The organism is Mesobacillus subterraneus, assembly GCF_023715485.1.
GTDB classification, from domain to species: Bacteria; Bacillota; Bacilli; order Bacillales; family Cytobacillaceae; genus Mesobacillus; species Mesobacillus subterraneus_B.
The window spans coordinates 24,122-42,047 of record NZ_JAMBOF010000019.1 but is presented as its reverse complement, the minus strand read 5'-3'; the positions used below and the strand labels follow the sequence as shown (position 1 = coordinate 42,047).

The 17,926-nt window shown below is 43.7% G+C and carries 15 protein-coding genes and 1 riboswitch; of the genes, 11 read left to right on the top strand and 4 right to left on the bottom strand.

Annotated elements, in window-relative coordinates:
• Nucleotides 1-139: 139 nt before the first annotated feature.
• Together mtnK and M3204_RS20330 are read left to right on the top strand one after the other, a co-directional pair.
• Nucleotides 140-1,360 (top strand): S-methyl-5-thioribose kinase, encoded by a 1,221-nt coding sequence (gene mtnK, locus M3204_RS20335; RefSeq protein WP_251487056.1) that lies wholly within the window; start codon nucleotides 140-142, stop codon nucleotides 1,358-1,360.
• A 45-nt stretch (nucleotides 1,361-1,405) separates the two neighbouring features.
• The gene (locus M3204_RS20330) at nucleotides 1,406-2,047 is read left to right on the top strand and encodes an L-fuculose-phosphate aldolase (protein ID WP_251486969.1); all 642 of its coding nucleotides are present in this window, start codon (nucleotides 1,406-1,408) and stop codon (nucleotides 2,045-2,047) included.
• A gap of 795 nt (nucleotides 2,048-2,842) precedes the next feature.
• On the opposite strand, the gene M3204_RS20325 is transcribed toward M3204_RS20330, so the two are convergent.
• A complete protein-coding gene (locus M3204_RS20325; protein WP_251486966.1) occupies nucleotides 2,843-4,489 on the bottom strand; it encodes a mechanosensitive ion channel in 1,647 nt (548 codons plus the stop codon).
• 309 nt (nucleotides 4,490-4,798) lie between these two features.
• Nucleotides 4,799-5,377: a YqaA family protein gene (locus M3204_RS20320; RefSeq protein WP_251486963.1), complete on the bottom strand. Its 579-nt coding sequence runs from the start codon at nucleotides 5,375-5,377 to the stop codon at nucleotides 4,799-4,801.
• Nucleotides 5,378-5,656: 279 nt separating this feature from the next.
• Here M3204_RS20320 and M3204_RS20315 point away from each other — a divergent pair, with 279 nt between their 5' ends.
• The gene (locus tag M3204_RS20315) at nucleotides 5,657-6,520 is read left to right on the top strand and encodes a sulfite exporter TauE/SafE family protein (RefSeq protein WP_251486960.1); all 864 of its coding nucleotides are present in this window, start codon (nucleotides 5,657-5,659) and stop codon (nucleotides 6,518-6,520) included.
• A 20-nt stretch (nucleotides 6,521-6,540) separates the two neighbouring features.
• Here M3204_RS20315 and M3204_RS20310 read toward each other — a convergent pair whose 3' ends face one another.
• Both M3204_RS20310 and M3204_RS20305 read right to left on the bottom strand, forming a co-directional pair.
• A complete protein-coding gene (locus M3204_RS20310) occupies nucleotides 6,541-7,410 on the bottom strand; it encodes a GNAT family N-acetyltransferase (protein WP_251486957.1) in 870 nt (289 codons plus the stop codon).
• Nucleotides 7,407-8,594 carry an FtsW/RodA/SpoVE family cell cycle protein gene (locus M3204_RS20305; protein ID WP_251486954.1) on the bottom strand — a complete coding sequence of 396 codons (1,188 nt, stop codon included), beginning with the start codon at nucleotides 8,592-8,594 and terminating at the stop codon, nucleotides 7,407-7,409. Before M3204_RS20305 ends, M3204_RS20310 begins: the two co-directional genes overlap by 4 nt.
• 307 nt (nucleotides 8,595-8,901) lie before the next feature.
• Between M3204_RS20305 and M3204_RS20300 the strand changes: the two genes are divergently transcribed.
• The 8 genes from M3204_RS20300 (at nucleotide 8,902) to M3204_RS20265 (ending at nucleotide 17,691) form a co-directional block, all read left to right on the top strand.
• Nucleotides 8,902-9,678, top strand: coding sequence for a hypothetical protein (locus M3204_RS20300; protein WP_251486951.1), 777 nt, complete (start codon nucleotides 8,902-8,904; stop codon nucleotides 9,676-9,678).
• A 119-nt stretch (nucleotides 9,679-9,797) separates the two neighbouring features.
• Nucleotides 9,798-10,013, top strand: a riboswitch (cobalamin riboswitch).
• A 304-nt stretch (nucleotides 10,014-10,317) separates the two neighbouring features.
• On the top strand, nucleotides 10,318-11,292 hold the full coding sequence (locus tag M3204_RS20295) for an ABC transporter substrate-binding protein (RefSeq protein WP_251486949.1): 975 nt from the start codon (nucleotides 10,318-10,320) through the stop codon (nucleotides 11,290-11,292).
• Nucleotides 11,258-12,316 (top strand): FecCD family ABC transporter permease, encoded by a 1,059-nt coding sequence (locus tag M3204_RS20290; RefSeq protein WP_251486946.1) that lies wholly within the window; start codon nucleotides 11,258-11,260, stop codon nucleotides 12,314-12,316. The genes M3204_RS20295 and M3204_RS20290 overlap by 35 nt, the downstream gene beginning before the upstream one ends.
• Nucleotides 12,316-13,761, top strand: coding sequence for a heme ABC transporter ATP-binding protein (locus M3204_RS20285; RefSeq protein ID WP_251486942.1), 1,446 nt, complete (start codon nucleotides 12,316-12,318; stop codon nucleotides 13,759-13,761). Before M3204_RS20290 ends, M3204_RS20285 begins: the two co-directional genes overlap by 1 nt.
• A gap of 46 nt (nucleotides 13,762-13,807) precedes the next feature.
• A complete protein-coding gene (locus M3204_RS20280; protein WP_251487053.1) occupies nucleotides 13,808-14,191 on the top strand; it encodes a VOC family protein in 384 nt (127 codons plus the stop codon).
• A gap of 364 nt (nucleotides 14,192-14,555) precedes the next feature.
• Nucleotides 14,556-16,028 (top strand): SulP family inorganic anion transporter, encoded by a 1,473-nt coding sequence (locus M3204_RS20275; protein WP_251486939.1) that lies wholly within the window; start codon nucleotides 14,556-14,558, stop codon nucleotides 16,026-16,028.
• Nucleotides 16,029-16,106: 78 nt separating this feature from the next.
• Nucleotides 16,107-16,526, top strand: coding sequence for a universal stress protein (locus M3204_RS20270; RefSeq protein WP_251486936.1), 420 nt, complete (start codon nucleotides 16,107-16,109; stop codon nucleotides 16,524-16,526).
• A 403-nt stretch (nucleotides 16,527-16,929) separates the two neighbouring features.
• Nucleotides 16,930-17,691 (top strand): slipin family protein, encoded by a 762-nt coding sequence (locus M3204_RS20265; RefSeq protein ID WP_251486932.1) that lies wholly within the window; start codon nucleotides 16,930-16,932, stop codon nucleotides 17,689-17,691.
• The last annotated feature ends 235 nt before the right edge of the window (nucleotides 17,692-17,926 follow it).

Genomic DNA, 17,926 nt, shown 5'->3' with positions numbered 1-17,926 from the left:
CAAACTGGATATTTAAAAACTTGAGTTAAGAGTTTTTTTGCTCGAAATAGTTGAAATAGTGCCTCAATTAACAATCTTAAGCTATAATAATTTTTAAAAGATTTCTATAATTGTTTTTGGGGAAAGGGGTCAAACAATGATGGCAGATTTTAATTCCTATTTTTTAATGAATGCCGATGAGGTAATCAAATATGTAAGGTCCAAAACTGATTTTTTTGATGGCTCAGCTCAATTGACTTGCGCAGAGATTGGCGATGGTAATTTAAACTATGTATTCCGGGTAATAGATGAACAGTCTGGCAAATCGCTGATCGTAAAACAGGCAGGAGATACCGCTAGGATTTCAGATGAGTTCAAGCTTTCAACCAACCGGATCAGAATTGAGTCGAATGTTCTTAAGCTTGAGGGCGAGCTGGCACCTGGTTTGGTTCCTGACGTCTATTTATATGATAGTGTGATGAACTGCTGCGTAATGGAGGACCTTTCCGACCATACAATCCTGCGGACGGCTTTAATGGAAGGCCGCATTTTTCCGAAGCTTGCGGATGATTTAACGACTTTCATGGTGAATACGCTGCTGCTGACTTCGGACGTTGTCATGGAGCATAAAGCAAAGAAAGCCCTTGTCCAGGATTACATCAATCCTGAGTTATGCGAAATTTCCGAGGACCTCGTATACTCTGAACCTTTCACTGACCATAACAACCGGAATAATCTGTTCCCGGCTAACAAAGAGTGGGTCGAGCAGAATATTTATGCTGATGATGCTTTGAGATTTGAGGCTGCCAAGCTGAAGTTCGCCTTTATGACCAATGCCCAGGCACTTGTCCACGGCGACCTTCATTCAGGCTCTGTTTTTGTAAAAGAAGATTCAACAAAAGTGATCGACCCTGAATTCGCGTTCTATGGACCAATGGGGTATGACACCGGGAATGTAGTTGCGAATTTAATGTTTGCCTGGTCACGGGCACATGTAACGAATGCTGAAGAGAATTATGTTGCATGGCTGGAGGAAACCATCAAGGACACGGTTGATCTTTTTGCTGAAAAGTTCCTGGTAAGCTGGAAGAAAAACGTAACCGATATCATGGCGAAAGAACCTGGCTTCGACCGCTGGTATTTGGAGACTGTTCTCCATGATACAGCATCGGTGACGGGCATGGAGTTGATCCGCCGGATTGCCGGACTGGCCAAGGTAAAGGACTTGTCAACGATTTCTGACGAGCAGCAGCGGGTAAGAGCAGAACGAATCTGCCTGACAGCAGCTAAGCAATTTATTCTAAATCCGGCCAGTTATAAAACAGGCGAGCAATTTTTACTAGTATTAAAGGATTCAGCTTCAAGCCATAATATGCAATAATAAGACGTTCCTGATCTAGATTTTAGAGAAAGAGAGGCGCAGTATATGTTGCTTCTGGAAGAACGGATGAAGGTCGTAGAATATGGCAAAAAAATCATCACAAGCGGTCTGACGAAGGGGACCGGCGGGAATATCAGCATTTTTAACAGGGAAAAAGAGCTGGTCGCCATCAGTCCGAGCGGGATTGATTATTTTGAAACGAAGCCTGAAGATGTTGTGATTATCAATTTAAAGGGTGAAGTCGTCGATGGCACTAAAAAACCGTCGAGCGAACTCGATATGCACTTGATATTTTACCAGCGCCGGGAAGATATAAACGCGCTTGTGCACACTCATTCACCTTACGCTAAGACTATTGCTGCGTTAGGATGGGATATTCCGCCGGTATCCTATTTGGTCGCGTTTGCCGGACCCAATGTGAGATGCGCTCCATACGCAACGTTCGGGACGAAGGAGCTTGCGGAAAAGGCTTATGAAGGAATGGTCGACAGGAGAGCCGTACTGCTGGCAAACCACGGAATGATTGCCGGCGCTCATAATATCGAAACAGCATTCACCGTCGCTGAGGAAATCGAGTACAGCGCCCAGATTTTTTACCAGGCGAAAGCCATTGGCGAGCCAACATTGCTATCTGATGAAGAAATGGCAACGCTGGCGAAAAAATTCGATAGCTATGGACAAAGATGATTTAGATTGGACCCTCATTTTAGAGGGTTTTTTCTTTTGAGATAAGAAAGCATAAATTTCACTTCGAGAAATGTCTAGCTCCAGCGCCTAGCCCCTCGAGACGCTTCGGTCCGCCCAATGAAGTCAAAGAACGACTTCATCGGTCGGCCCTCCAGCGCTTGTCGGGGCTGACCAAGGCGCTTCCGCTTTTCTTTTGGGTGATAAATTCATATGTAAAATCTAAATGTGTCCTTCTATTAAAATATAAAGCACAAAGCCCCATGAATATGCTATGATATTTTCAAAGAAAAATCTGGATTGGTTGGATAGTTTTACTAGGGGGGACAAGCGAGCTATGAGAGCAAGGACAAGGAAAAGTGAACCTTTTTCGTTTGATAAACTGAAGGATTTTGTCACTACCGTGCTATTGCATCTTAGTTTTTATGCCTTCATTGTATTTCTCGTCGTTTTTTTCATTGATAATTTCAGTTAAAAAATACATAAAAAAAACACAGCTGCGGTATTAAGCAGCTGTGTTTTTTTGTTGATTAGGAAATATAAAATTGTTTAGTTGTGGATAACTCATGTAGTATTCTCAATCCAGCTCCAGCGCCTCGCCAGTTTTCATCCCCGAGAGTGCTTCTTCGAGTATCTTGCGAAAAGCGTTAGCTTTGAGCAGCTCGAGTCGCTTGGCTAGCTGCGGCTCCTAACTCCTCGAGACGCTTCGGTCCTGCCAATGAAGTCAAAGAACGAATTCACTGTCAGGCCCTCCAGCGCTTGTCGGGGCTGAACGAGGCGTTTGCGCTTTTTGTTCTTCTACGGATTCAACGGATTGTTATCGTTATGCGGATCCATTGGGTTGTTGTTGCCGGTCTGGTTCAGGGTGCTTAGGTTCGGCGGTGTTGCAGGGTTTGGATTAATAGGATTGTTGTTTTTCATTTTCTGCTGCTGAACCGCAGCCTGGTTGATGCTTGTTTTTTCGATTTTTTCATCGAACTTGGCTAAGTATTTGGAAGCGAAGTTCTTTCCGCCAAGACCGAATGCGAGGCCAAATGCCAGGGCGAGTCCGCCTAGAGTCAGGATGAACGCTGCGTTGACGATTGCTGGAGCGACTCCCAATTGGTCAAGTGCCATGAAGACGGAAATTGTGATGATCGCATACTTTGCAACTGATGCAAGGACATTTGAAGATTCCCCCTGCAGGACGCTGGCAAGAACTTTTTTCGCAAGGCTTCCAAGCCATAATCCTACACCAAGGATGACCAGTGCTGCCACTACATGTGGAAGATAAGCGATGACACCTCTAGCAAGGTCTACGAAGAAATCTAGTTTAACTACATTTAGTGCTTCAGCTACGAATAGGAGAACGACAAACACCTGGACGATATAGCCGACAATTTCAGAGAAGCTTAATGAGTTAGGACGCTTCGCTGTTGCACCTACACCCATGCCTTTAAAATAAGAATCAAACCCAACTCTTCTTAATAAATCAGTGGTGAATCGCTTCAGCCATTTCCCAAGCCACATGCCGATCAATACAAGCAAGATCGCTACGGCGATATTTGGGATCATTGTCAGGATATCATTAAGCATTGCGATTGCTGGCGTAGAGATTCCTTCGATATCAAGGCGCTCAAGCGCTGCAATGACAGTCGGAATCAAGATGAAGACGAAAGCGATTGTGCCGATAACGCGTGACAGGCTTGTTCCTTCGAATAAACGGGACAGTCCGAAACGCTCGACTACTTTTTCAGTGCCAATGCTCTGCAAAAAGTTTGTCAGGATATCGCGAACGATTTTAGCGACAAAATAGCCAACTAATAAAATTAACGCTGCCGCGAATAGTTTAGGGATGAATGACAGGATTCCCTGGATCATGTTTTCAAACGGCTCAGACACGCCGCGTAAATTCAGGGCTGCCAATACTGCAGGCAATGCCATCAATAATACTAGATAGAAGACGATGTTTGCGACCTTATCGACTACGTTCGTTGTTTGCTGATTGTTGTCAGTCAGCTTGTACTTGCTCAATTTTTCATGGACGCCTAATGTCTTGCCGCCTTTTTGAATCAAGAGCTTCAAACCTGATGCAATCAGCCAGGCGATTAATAGAATAAGTCCTGCTTTTAAAATGTTTGGAATCGCTGATGTGATTGTAGAAATCATTCCTACAAGCGGTTCAGTTAAAATATACAAATCTAAAATGTTCAAGAACATGATAAAGACGAATACGAGAACGAAAATGTAGACAATTTTACTGAGGATTTTCTCCGCAGAATACTTTTTGTTATTCATGTTAGAGAAAAGCTTGTTATCGAGGCTCGTTTTTTGCAGCCCTTTATAAACCGCCTTTTCAATCAATTTCGCTACGAGCCATCCAACCAAGAGGACGGCGAGCGCAATCAGTACATTCGGCAATTTGCCAAGAATGCCATCCCAGCCATTATAGAAATTATTGTACAAACTTCTCACTCCTTATATAGTAAGCTATTTTCTGCTAGCTTCACTGCCGAGATAATAGATAATATGCAGCAGTATTAGTTAGCCAGCAAGCATACTTTAATCTACCCAATTGCTGGCAATATAAACAGGATGATACACAATGGACTATGGATTGACCTGGAATCAGCTGCGGTCTATCATTTAGCATATCCTTCAAATAGGGACTGTGTTTAAGGCGATTGTTGATTTTTAGGAATCAACAGCCAAGTTTAAACACAGCCTCAAAGAAAAAACCGGACCCTGTAATCAGATCCGGTTCTTAAAGTGTAATTATGCTTTTTTAGACTTGCGAACAAACGCGTAAATCAAGTAGCCAATAATGACTGCACCACCGACGGCGGCTGTAAGCATGGCGAAATTCTCCTCGATGAAAGGCATAGCTTTGTCCCCAAGCGCGACAATGATTGCTGCTTCAAGGAAGAAACGAGCGCCTCGTCCGATGATCGACCAGATGATGAGCGTTGGAATCTTCACGTTCGAGATTCCGGAAAAAATCGTGAATACCTTATATGGAATAGGCGTGAAGCCAGCAATTAAGATTGCCATCGCGCCGTACTTTTCGAAATATTGTTCTACGATGACGATCTTTTCTTCTTTTATAAAAAAGCGCAAGATTGGCCTGCCGACCTTTTTGCCGATATACCATCCCAAAAGTGCGCCAAGCACAGACCCGGAAGTCGTGATGAAGGCATACCAGAGAGCACGGTCAGGATTCGCGATTCCCATTGGAATCATCAATACATCAGGCGGGATCGGGAAAAAGGAAGATTCCAGGAAGGACACGATGAATAATCCCCATGAGCCGAATTCTAGCAGCCATTCTTCAAAAGCATGTATCCATTCAGACATTAAGCAGTTTCTCCTTTGAAATTATTATAGTAAGAAGTATATCATTATTGAATCATCAAGAGCCAACTATAATAATACAAAGATATTTTTCACTCGGAAACCAGCCAGGATAAAAAGGGGTTCAACTGGGAGAATAACGCTTAAAGCAAGGATAAAATCATCTTCAGCTATGAGAAATCACCTTGATCGGGAGAATTTGTCTAAAATAATTAAATGATATTACCATTGAAGCTGAAAGTGGTATCCTAAATAAGACTTGAATGAAAAGGGATGCTGTAAATGGAATATTTAATTTTCTTGCTGCTGGGCGGGATGATCAGTGTTCTCTCGGGTTTTTTCGGGGTGGGCGGCGGTTTTATCCTGACGCCGATCCTGCTGTTGATCGGCTTTTCGCCGCTCGAAGCAATCACAACTAGCTTGTTTTTTACGGTGGGTACATCTTTCTCGGGAATTATTGCCCATATTCGTCTGAAAAACATCCTCTGGAAAGAGGGTTTGATGATGGGAGCGAGTGGGATTGCAGCCACGCAGCTGGCACGTCCGATGGTCTATTTTCTTGAAGCCCGCGGATGGGATGAAATCGTTATCCCGTTCTTGTATATCGTGCTGCTTGCGTATTTTGCCTTTAAAATGATCCGCCAGGGCAAAAAAAGAGAAGAAGACATAGCTGTACCTGAGTCTTTTTCAGTACCAAAATTATTGGCGATTGGTTTTGTTGGCGGTTTCGCTTCAGCGGCACTCGGGGTTGGAGGAGGGTTTATCATCGTCCCGCTTATCATCACATCACTAGGTTTTAATCCTAAGAAGGCAGTCGGAACTAGCCTCTTTGCTGTTTTGCTGATCGTAAGCGTCGGCTTCATTTCGTATGCAGTTAATACCGATATCGATTACTTCATCGGCCTGATGCTGATTGCCGGCGCGCTTGTTGGCTCTCAATTCGGAGCAAGAATGACTGACTACTTCGAGAACAAGGAAATGAATGCACTGCTCGGAATGCTTTACCTGGCCACACTTGCAGGCGCCGTGCTCAAGCTGTTTGCTTTAAATAAAACAGGGCTCGTGATCATGGGGATTTTCATCCTTTATTTCTTTGTCCGTTCGAGTGTGAAAATGAATAACAGGAAAGTATTGAAAAAAGGCTGAGATGATCAGCCTTTTTTGTATTATGCCTCCGATGTGACCGGGTGCTTTACAGATGATGGAAACGCAAGCGCCGCGCCCTTTTTCACAAATAAAGCTCCTTCTCTTTGAAAGGGACTGAGTTCATATTCAAGGCCTTCATAATCAGGAGCGTAATGGAACACGATCTCAGATGTTTTTTTAGGCGTTATTCTTTCGAGAAGCATATTAATGTTAATAGGTGCTTTGCTGATGACATCATACAGGTGAACTTTATCTTCTTCTTTAGTAAAAATAACGATTGAGTCTTCTTCCTCAAAATAATAGAGATGATCGGCAAAAACATTCAAGACATGGTACATCGTAATGCCGCCAGAATTTGCGGTGCCGAAAGATCTCGATACCGGCTCTCTTCCATAAACCATTTTTTCAATGAGCAGCAAGTCATTGGAGTCGCCGATAGCCAGTTTGCGTAATTTACCACCACGATCACCTGAAAAAAACGATACCGAATACTGACTTTCCTCCATACGTTCAAATCCAAACCTGGGATAGAAATCGAGCACATTGTCATTCGCAAACAAGTACATGAAATCGTATTTGCCGCTGTATTCATCAAGAATATGATTCATCAGGCTAGCTGAAAGGCCCCTGTTGCGGTAATCAGGGTGGGTCATGACGGTACCGATTTGCAACCCCCTATAGCTTTTTCCGTCCATAATAATTTCTAGTCTGTTGACTGATACATTGGCAACGATTCGATCTCCTTCTGCAAAGGAGTAGGGGACGTATCGCTCTCCCCAGTATCCTTTTTTATGCCAATTTTTAAAATCAAGGCCAAATATATCAGCAGCGAGCTGTATGAAGCTACTGCGCAGCAATTCATTGTCCCGGTAGTTGCTTATTAATTTCATATATTAAATCCCCTGTCATTCGATGCAAACATATACGTTTTATGGTGATAGCGGATTCCGTAAATCAGTCCCATGGCGAGCATATTGCCCATTAGCGAGCTGCCGCCGTAGCTGATGAATGGTAAAGGGATTCCGGTGATCGGCAATAACTGGATTGTCATCCCGATATTCTGGAAGACATGGAAGGTGATCATGCTGATGACACCTGCGCTGATGTAGGTGTTAAATGGGTCGTTTGTATCCAAAGCCGTTTTCGTTAAATGATAGATTAATAGAAAAAACAGGCCGATGACGAAGCTGCCGCCAACAAAGCCGTATTCTTCACCAATGACGCTGAAAATAAAATCGGTATGGCTTTCAGGAATATACACTTCCCGCTCGCTGAAGCCCTTCCCGGTAAGCATCCCTGATCCGATGGCCCTGAGCGATTTTACCAGATGATATCCATATTCACTCTGGTAGCTTTCGGGGTCGAGCCATGCATAGATACGCCCGAACTGGTAGGTTTTTACGCTTAAATATTCTTTGAGGATTTCAGGCTTCCAGATAACCATATATAGAATTCCAGCACCTAGCGCAGCACCGCCACCGTATAACGGCAGAATGATTTTCCAGGTGATTCCCGAAACGAGGATCAATCCTGTAAAAATAGCAAGAATAACAAGAGCCGTTCCAAGGTCGGGCTGCAGCATAATCAAACCGAGCGGCAGGCTGGTAATCGCCCCCATCTTGATGAACAGAAGTAAATCAGACTGGAAGGTTTTCGCCTCATTTTTTTGATGATGAACGAAAATCACATTGCTGAGCGCTAAAATCAAAAAGACTTTCATGAATTCAGATGGCTGAATCGAGCCGAATGGCTCAATGAAAAACCAGCTTTTTGCCCCATTTCGTTCTTCGGCGATACTAGGAGGAGCAAAGTAAAGGAATACAAGCAGAAAGATGCCGAAACCGTACAAGTACCAAGAAAGCTTCCGGTATTGCTCGCTGTCAAACATCATGACCACACCGATAATTCCTGCTCCAACGACATACCAAAAGATTTGCTTATTCATAAAGTTTTGTCCATACTGCCCGGTTTTTTGGGCGCTGTAAATCGCTATACAGCTTGTCAGGAAAAACAACATTAACAGGAACGTCAATGTCCAATCAAATCGTTCATTTTTTTTCAAAGGTTTTTCCATATGGTACACCCTGTTTTCTGGATTTATTTTTAATTTTATGCTAGCAAAGAAAAATTATCCTTACAATGACTTCCGAGGAAACTTTTACCTATAAAGGTAATAGACGAATTAAATGGTGTTTTAGTTGCAGTAAAACCACCGGATTCTTTCTTAAAAGGTGGAAAATAATAATTATGTTTTGGGGAGTCAGAATAAGATATTTCTGTTGATTTTTGATAGAATGGAATGAGCGTCATTTGAACGGAAGCAGTGCCTTTGTGCGACTCGCTATCAGTGTACAGCCAAGAAGCTCCGGGAGGTTTTGCCATTGAAAAAGAACCATCCATATAATCGCGATTTGTTATATGTCCATTTGAACGACAGGGATCAATATGTGCTCTCATATGGAATCGAATTCTTTGAATTCGCCAGGTCCTTATCTGATTCACTCAACCATTTGCTGCTGCTGAAGCATCGCTATGAGGATGGTGATTTTAACAGGCATACCTTATTTCAGTATGTACAGGAAGACGGAGTTGAAAAGCTGGTTGCTGACAATGTCAACGCCTATGGAGATTTTTGCTGGATTGATTTTGAGGAAATGGAAGCGCTGAATGTGCTTTCGGCACAGGAGATTGCGGAAATCCTATACCTCGGCCATATCAAACATCATCTAAAGCTTCCATTCTACAATCAGCTCGGAAATCGTTTTGTTTACCTTGCTCATGAAGATGGCTGGTTCAATAAAACGTATTACCGCAACTTCAATGACTTTTTCCGGATGCTCGGAAATGTTCTTGCTGGAAAGCTCGGAGAATTGAAGCCTGAGAAAACGCTGCTCGGTATCAGGAAGAAGAAATCCTATCCATCAGTCGGCAAGGAGATATTAAAATCGCTGACACCCGCTTTAAAAGAAGGTGCCGTCTTTTCACTGAAGAATATGGAACAAAATCGCAACAGAATCGAAATCCCGATTTGGGTCATCGGCGACTTTTCTAATATGGATGATATGTATGATGAATATAAAGAGGCCAGCAGGAACAATCCCGACGGCAGATTGGTATTCGATAAAAAGCTGAAGGAATGGAGCTTGCTCGCCCAATAGCTTTTCTGGAAGACAAACATCCAGAAGGAAATCTGTCAGAACAAGTCGAAACTATCATAAATTTTTAAAGCAATTTTTCACTCATCGTGTATAATTGGATTTAGCGGAAAATTACATATTTAAATGAATCGGGTGTCTTTTAAGGCCTTTTTAGCAGACGTATATGCGAAAGAGCCTTTCATAACAAGACTTAAAAGGGAAGTTGGTGAAACTCCAACGCGGTCCCGCCACTGTAAATGGGAGCAAGCTGCAAAATGCCACTGTACAAATGTATGGGAAGGCGCAGCAAGCGATTGACCATGAGCCAGGAGACCTGCCTGTTCATTGCACCAGCAAACCTACGAGGATAGGGAGGTGCCGACAGGCTCTATGTCTTTTAATTCGATTAAAAACATTTGCTTACTCGGACATCTCCCCTTCAGGTGGAGATGTTTTTTATTTTTTTAGGCTCTGTTAAAGCTAAATGTTGTTTTTAAGCCTGTTGATTGGAGTGGAAGGCGCTTGACTCCTGGGGGATTAGCGTTTCAGGCGAGACCCCGCAGGAGCGTCAGCGACGAGGAGGCTCGGCGAACGCCCCCCCCGGAAAGCAAGCGCCTGGAGCGGAAATCAACAATAAAGTTTTAACATAGTCAAGACAAAATGGAGGAGAAGAAGCAAATGAAAAAATTATTATTAATCATGATGACGGTGGCCATGGTTCTGGTTGGATGTGGCACAGAAGCACAGCCAGAAAAAAAGGAAGGCGAAAAAGCTGCGCAGGAGCAAACAACGGGTTTCCCGGTAACCGTCAAGGATGCCCTTGACGAGGATATTGTAATTGAAAATCAACCTGAAAAAATCATTTCACTGATTCCGAGCAACACGGAAGTCGTTTATGCGCTTGAAAACGGGGATGCGATTGTGGGTGTGACTGATTTCGATAATTATCCTGAGGAAGCAATGTCAAAGGAAAAAATCGGCGGGATGGAAATCAATATTGAAAAAATGATTTCCCTTAAACCTGATCTCGTCCTTGCCCATGAGTCAACGGCTGACAGCACTAAGGCAGGTCTTCAGCAATTGAAGGATGCCGGGATTGATGTAGTCGTTGTCAATGACGCGCAGTCATTTGATGGAGTATACGAATCAATCGAGATGATTGGCAAAGCGATCGGTGAGCCGCAAAAAGCTGCTGAACTTGTGGGCAATATGAAAAACAGTTTCGCGGAATTGAAAAAACAGGCTGAATCAATAAAGCCTGACCAGCAGAAATCGGTGTTTGTCGAGGTGTCGCCGGCTCCGGAAATCTATACAGCTGGCAAAAACACTTTCATCAATGAGATGCTCGAATTGATCGGAGCAAAAAATGCTGCTGGCGATATGGAAGGCTGGGCAAAGGTTGACCAGGAAGCAATCGTTGAGCGTAATCCAGATGTCGTTGTGACAACCTATGGTTATTACACAGAAAACGCAGTCGAGCTGGTTCTCGGGCGACAGGGCTGGGAAAATGTAAAAGCAGTCAAAGGCAAGCAGGTATTCGATGTCCACTCTGACCTCGTTACCCGCTCAGGTCCAAGGCTCGCTGAAGGAGCAGAGGAGCTTGCAAAAGCCATTTATCCGGACGTTTTTAAATAAAAAAGGATTGGCGTATCTATTGGCAGCTGCGTTTTTAGTCATTTCGATGCTGCTGGGCATCTCGATCGGAACGGTTTCCATCCCTGTACCCGCTATTGTTGAAATCATTGGTGCTGAAATTTTCCGCTTTCAGGGACAGGGAATCGACCCGATGCATACAAGTATTGTCATGGATATCAGGCTGCCGCGTGTATTGCTTGCCGGTTTTGTTGGCGCTTCTCTAGCAATTGCGGGGGCCGCGTTCCAGGGCATGCTGCGGAATCCGCTGGCAGATCCATATACTTTGGGAATATCATCAGGAGCTTCGATTGGAGCGGTAATCACCTTGTTTTTCGGAATCTCGCTTCCTTTCGTTGGCTCCTTTACTCTGCCTGTGCTGAGTATTTTGTTCGCATTCGCTACCGTTTTGTTTGTGTTATTTTTTGCCCGGCAGGTCGACAGGCTGCTCAGGGTTGAAACGATTATATTGACTGGAATCATTCTAAGTTCATTTTTAGGAGCTTTTATTTCTTTAATGATTGCCCTCTCCGGAGAGGAGCTGCGGCAAATCATCGGCTGGCTGCTTGGCAGTGTATCAATGCGCGGATGGGAGTATATTAAAATAATCCTTCCATTCTTTATAATCGGTTTAGTGACGCTGCTTGCGAACACCAGGGAACTGAACGCTATGTCATTCGGGGAAGAGCGTGCACAGCATCTGGGTGTCAATGTGGAAAAAAGGAAGCTGCTAATATTATTGTCCGGTTCACTTTTGACGGGTTCGGCGGTTGCGGTTTCTGGAACGATTGGATTTGTCGGGCTGGTCATTCCGCATTTGGTCCGCACGATATGGGGACCGGACCACAGGCATTTGCTGCCATTGTCCGTATTGTTAGGGAGCGGTTTTCTGATTCTTGCTGACCTTGTATCAAGGACGGTTATCGCGCCAGCGGAACTGCCGATCGGGGTAATTACCGCGTTGATTGGCGCTCCTGTTTTTGCGGTTATTTTAATGAGAAATCGTAAGGAAAGAAGTGCAGGCTGATGATTCAAGTAAACGATTTAACAGGCGGATATTCAGGCGGCGAAGTGCTGAAGAGGATTTCTTTTGAAGTGGCAAAAGGAGAACTGTTTGGCATCCTTGGACCTAATGGAAGCGGCAAGACGACTTTGCTTAAAATGATTAGCGGTGCTTTGCATATAAACAGCGGTTCGATCATGGTGGATAATCGTTTGTTATCCAACTATTCGCCGAAGGAACTTGCCAGGCTGATGGCGGTGCTGCCGCAGCATGCGGAACAGGCCTTTCCTTACACAGTAAAGGAAACGGTGTCGCTTGGCCGGTACGCCCACCAAAAGGGCTGGTTCAATAGCTGGCGGAATGAAGATGAGCAGATTGTCGAGAAGGTGATGGAGCAGACTGGCATTACACATCTTCAGGAAAAATCGATTGTCGAATTATCAGGAGGAGAAAAGCAAAGGGTGTTCCTTGCCCAGGCGCTGGCACAGCAGCCAAAAATCCTCCTGCTTGATGAGCCGACGAACCACCTCGATCTTAGCTTCCAAAAGGAATTGCTGGACCTGCTTAAAAAATGGACGGCTGAAGAGCAATTGACCGTCGTTTCCATTTTTCATGACTTGAATTTAGCATCGCTATACTGCGACAGGCTTCTGCTTATGGAAAACGGCGAGATTTTAATCGTCGATAACCCAGTTGAAGTGTTAAAGGAAGAACGGATCAAAAAAGTATATAAGACAGAGGTCAAAAATCACCCCCACCCAGAAATCGCTAAGCCACAGCTTTTATTGGTACCTGAATCAGGCAGTGGTGAAAATCATGCTGTGAAAATAGACGTGAAGCTTCTTGATATCGGTAATGACCGGATTGTTCTTAAGTCGCCGATTCCGTTGAGGACAATGTCTTCGGGTATTACTGGCGCCGGAATAGGGTGGCACAGTTCATTTGTTCACCGGATTGTTGCTGCAGAATATGATTGCAGTGACCATAAGGCAGAGATGGCCGAATATCTGCTGGGTAATGGCTTTCTGCCAAGCGAAACGGTTGGCATGATGACGGCGGTTCCGGCTGAAACGGCGGCGTACCGGCTTTTTGAAGATGGTGAGTTTTCGATTTTTGTCATTGTATCCGCGGGAAACACACATCGTGACCGCCCGCGTAATATCAATACGTGGCTGTTCATTAATGGCAGGATTTCCGAGGAGGCATTTATCCAGAGCGCGATGACAGCTGCGGAAGCAAAAATCAGCGTTTTGCAGGAGCTGGATGGGGTCAGTCCCGGTGCCACTCCCGATTCAACAGGCATCTCAACAGACAGTATTTGTATTGCTGCAACCCAGCAGGGAGAGCTCATTTCTTACGCAGGCACAGCCACCCCACTGGGTAAATTGATCAGTGAAGGTATTTACAACTGCACAAAAGAAGCGATTTTAAAATATAGAGCGACACAATCATCGTTCAAATCTAGATGAAGGATTATGCCATCGAATCTCGAATTATTTAGATGAGGTGATGATGGTGGATTTAAAATTGGGATACGTTATTTTATATGTATCAGACCTGGAAAAAACAAAGCACTTTTACGGAGAACTGCTTGGCCTGAAGCTGCGCAATGAGTTTGGTACTTACATCGAATACGAGACGGGCAATACAGTCCTTTCAATGAATACGAGGGAAAGCGGCAGGGAAATTACCAATCTGCCAATTCCTGATGGAAACAGGAAGGAACAAACCTTTGAACTTGGCTTTGTAACAGAGGACGTCCAGGGTGCCGTAGAAAAATTGCGTGCAGCCGGCGTTCCGATTTTACTCGAACCAACCGAAAAACCATGGGGCCAGGTTGTCGCGTATGCCGCTGACCCTGATGGACATTATATTGAGATTTGTACGCCAGTTGGGTAAAAAAACAGTCCTGCAGTGAGTTGCAGGACTGTTTTTTTGTATATGCTGGTTTACGTTCCAGAAAAGAAGCTTACCCGAAAAAAAGGTCACAAGAAAGACTTGTGGCTGATAGAAGAGCCGAGCTGGCAAAAGATAATTTAGAGAGCTTCAACGGGCCCAAGTAATCGGATTTTACATTTAAAGGTTTTTACTATTCCAATGTGAAAAACAGAGATATCCGTCGATAATTGGAGGGAATTTTTAATTGCAGCGCTTACAATGAGGGTTGCTCGTTTCTGTAAATATGTTATGATAAATCCTGTTTTTAACGGACCCGGCTTGCTTGAGAGTAGGAAGCCACCAAAATAAATTAAGGGGTGTTTACTTGAATACTACTACAATTAAAGAACAATGGTTTGGCAACGTCAAAGGAGATGTCCTTGCTGGAATCGTCGTCGCGCTTGCTTTGATTCCTGAAGCAATCGCCTTTTCGATTATTGCTGGCGTTGACCCCATGGTAGGACTTTACGCTTCATTTGCGATTGCTGTGACAATCGCGATTGTCGGCGGCCGTCCTGGCATGATTTCAGCTGCGACCGGTGCGATGGCGCTGCTGATGGTGACGCTTGTTGCTGACCATGGTTTACAATATTTGATGGCCGCAACGATTTTGACAGGGATCCTGCAGATTCTGTTTGGTGTGTTTAAATTGGCCCGATTTATGAAATTCATTCCGCGATCCGTCATGATCGGTTTCGTAAATGCACTGGCGATCTTGATTTTTATGGCTCAGCTTGAACAATTCGTGGATGCAACATGGGTTATGTATGCAATGGTAGCAGGAGCGCTTGCGATCATTTATCTTTTCCCGCGCATTACAAAAGCAGTTCCCTCACCGCTTGTAGCGATTATCGTAATCACGGTGATTGCGCTTATGACGAAGAGTGATGTTAGAACTGTCGGCGATATGGGCAAGCTGACTTCTGCATTGCCTGCGTTCTTGATTCCAAATGTACCGTTGAACCTTGAAACGTTAAAAATTATTTTCCCATACTCATTGGCTTTGGCGATTGTCGGCTTGCTTGAATCCTTGCTGACTGCTTCCATTGTCGATGATATGACTGATACTTCAAGTGATAAAAATAGAGAGAGCCGCGGCCAGGGGATTGCGAACATTGTTGCCGGACTATTCGGCGGCATGGCAGGCTGCGCAATGATTGGTCAATCCGTTATTAACGTTAAATCTGGCGGCCGAGGCAGATTATCCGCTTTTGTAGCTGGGACTTTCCTTATGTTCTTGATCATCGTGTTAGGTAATGTCGTTGTGCAAATTCCGATGGCTGCCCTGGTTGGCGTCATGATCATGGTTTCAATCGGTACATTCGACTGGTCTTCAATCAAAGGGATGGCGAAAACTCCTTTAACGGATTCAATTGTAATGGTAGTAACAACTGTTACAACTGTTTTTACGCATGACTTATCTAAAGGTGTTTTCTCCGGTATCATCCTGAGCGCTATTTTCTTTGTAGCGAAGATTTCCAAGGTGAAAGTGACATCAACATTTGATGTAGCAGCCGACCGTCGTACTTACTTTGTAAAAGGCCAAGTATTCTTTGCGTCTGTAACTGACTTAATTGAATCATTCGATATGCTAGATACAGCAAAGGATGTCGTCATCGACCTGACACATGCCCATGTATGGGATGATTCAGCGGTTGCGGCGATTGATAAGATTGTCATCAAGCTGAGGGCGAGCGGAAATGTAGTCCGCCTACATGGCCTGAATGAGCCGAGCTCACTTCTGATTGACAAGCTTGCTGTTCACAAACAGGAAGGCGCGAAGCTTTCCGGACATTAATTTAAATGGAAAGCACGTTGACTAATCAGCGTGCTTTCTTTTATATATAAGATAATGGAAAAAGTACGGAGGGATCATATGTTTAAGAGAATCATGCTTGCATCAGATGGGTCTGATCATTCATTACGTGCTGCGAAAAAAGCAGCGGAACTGGCGAAACTGAACGCCGATAGCGAAATTACCGTGGTTTATGTCATTGATGGACAGACATCCAAGGAAGACGTCCTTCACAATCCCAATCGTACAGTAGTTGAGGAAAAAAGAAAGATGAGGCTTCAGCCGGTTACAAGTCTGCTTAACAGCGAAAACTTGAGTTTTAAGCTGGAAAAATTACTTGGTGAACCCGGACCGGCAATCGTCGATTATGCAAACAAGAATGAATTTGATGTAGTTGTGGTCGGGAGCCGAGGCTTGAATGGCCTCCAGGAAATGGTGCTCGGCAGCGTCAGCCACAAAGTCGCAAAACGAGTGAAAGCACCGGTGATGATTGTAAAATAAAGTCTGTTTTCGCATGGATTGTTGTTTTTCGCTGATCAGGGAATGCAAGAAAACTCGTGAAAAATCCAAATGTCGATTTTTACTTTTAGTTGTGAAGGCAACAAAGTTTACGAAAAGAGCCTAAATAAATATAGCCTACGGATACTTTTTTGCTCAAAACTTGCTACAATTAATAAGGAGAATGCCAAGCCGCCATTTAAAATCTTTAGATGATGTAGCCTATCAGCATTCTCAATCTTGGAAACTGGTTTACCTTTTTTGGGGCCGGTTCGGGTTCGAAGCCCATAACGATCCACTCACAGAATATTTGCTTTGGGCAATCCTGCAGGTATGACCTCCATTGTCCAAATCGTTTCTGTGAGTGGATCCATAACGGTTATTATTATGAAGATCAGGTGATGGCATGATTGCTTTTATTATTGATACGGTTTTATATTTTATTCTGATTTTAATATTATTCTTTGCAATCAAGATGGTGTTTAATTCCATTACTATTTATCAATATGAACGCGGTGTTAAATTTCATAAGGGGAAATTCCAGGGTGTAATGGAACCTGGAAAGTATACCTATTTCACACCCTCAACCAAAATTGACGTTTTTGATATGAGACCCGTTATTTTACAGATAAACGGGCAAGAGCTGTTAAGTGCTGACAATGTTAACGTGAAAATTAGTTTGGCAGTGAAATATCAAGTTAAGGATCCCAAAGCGATCGTATTAGAATATCAAGATTTTCAGGAAAATCTATATACGACCATACAATTAAAGCTTCGAGACGTCATATCGACAATAGAAATTGATAGACTAATAGAAAACCGCCAGCAGATAAACAGCAGAGTAAAAGACTTGCTGACAGAAGACGAGACGATCATCGGCCTTTCCATTCTCGCGGTTGATGTGAAGGATATTATGCTTTCAGCGGAATTGAAAAAGGCATTTTCAGAAGTGCTAAGAGCAAAGAAAGAGGCCCAGGCTGCCTTAGAAAAGGCACGGGGTGAAGCAGCAACGTTGAGGAGTCTTGCGAATACCGCGAAGGTGTTAGCGAACAATCCTGAATTAGCGCATCTAAGATTAGTGCACACTATTGAAGCTTCAAAGGGGAATACGTTTATTATTAATGCTTCCAGCATGGGTATAGAGAAAACAATGGATAAAAATGCTTAATTAGGCTTCCCTGGAATGGAGCCTTTTTTGTTGTTGAAAAGGCGAGACAGCTGTTATAAGCGGGCATTTATTCACAGAATTATTGATTAATTCATATGGTAATTTAGACAGGAAAACTGGGTATCTTCCCTAAAAATGTTGCGTTCTTTTAAAAAAAGACGGTCTTAATCCAACCTTGTGGTTTCATACATTTAAAACAGGAAATAGTATAGCTGGAGACGTAATATTAAAAATT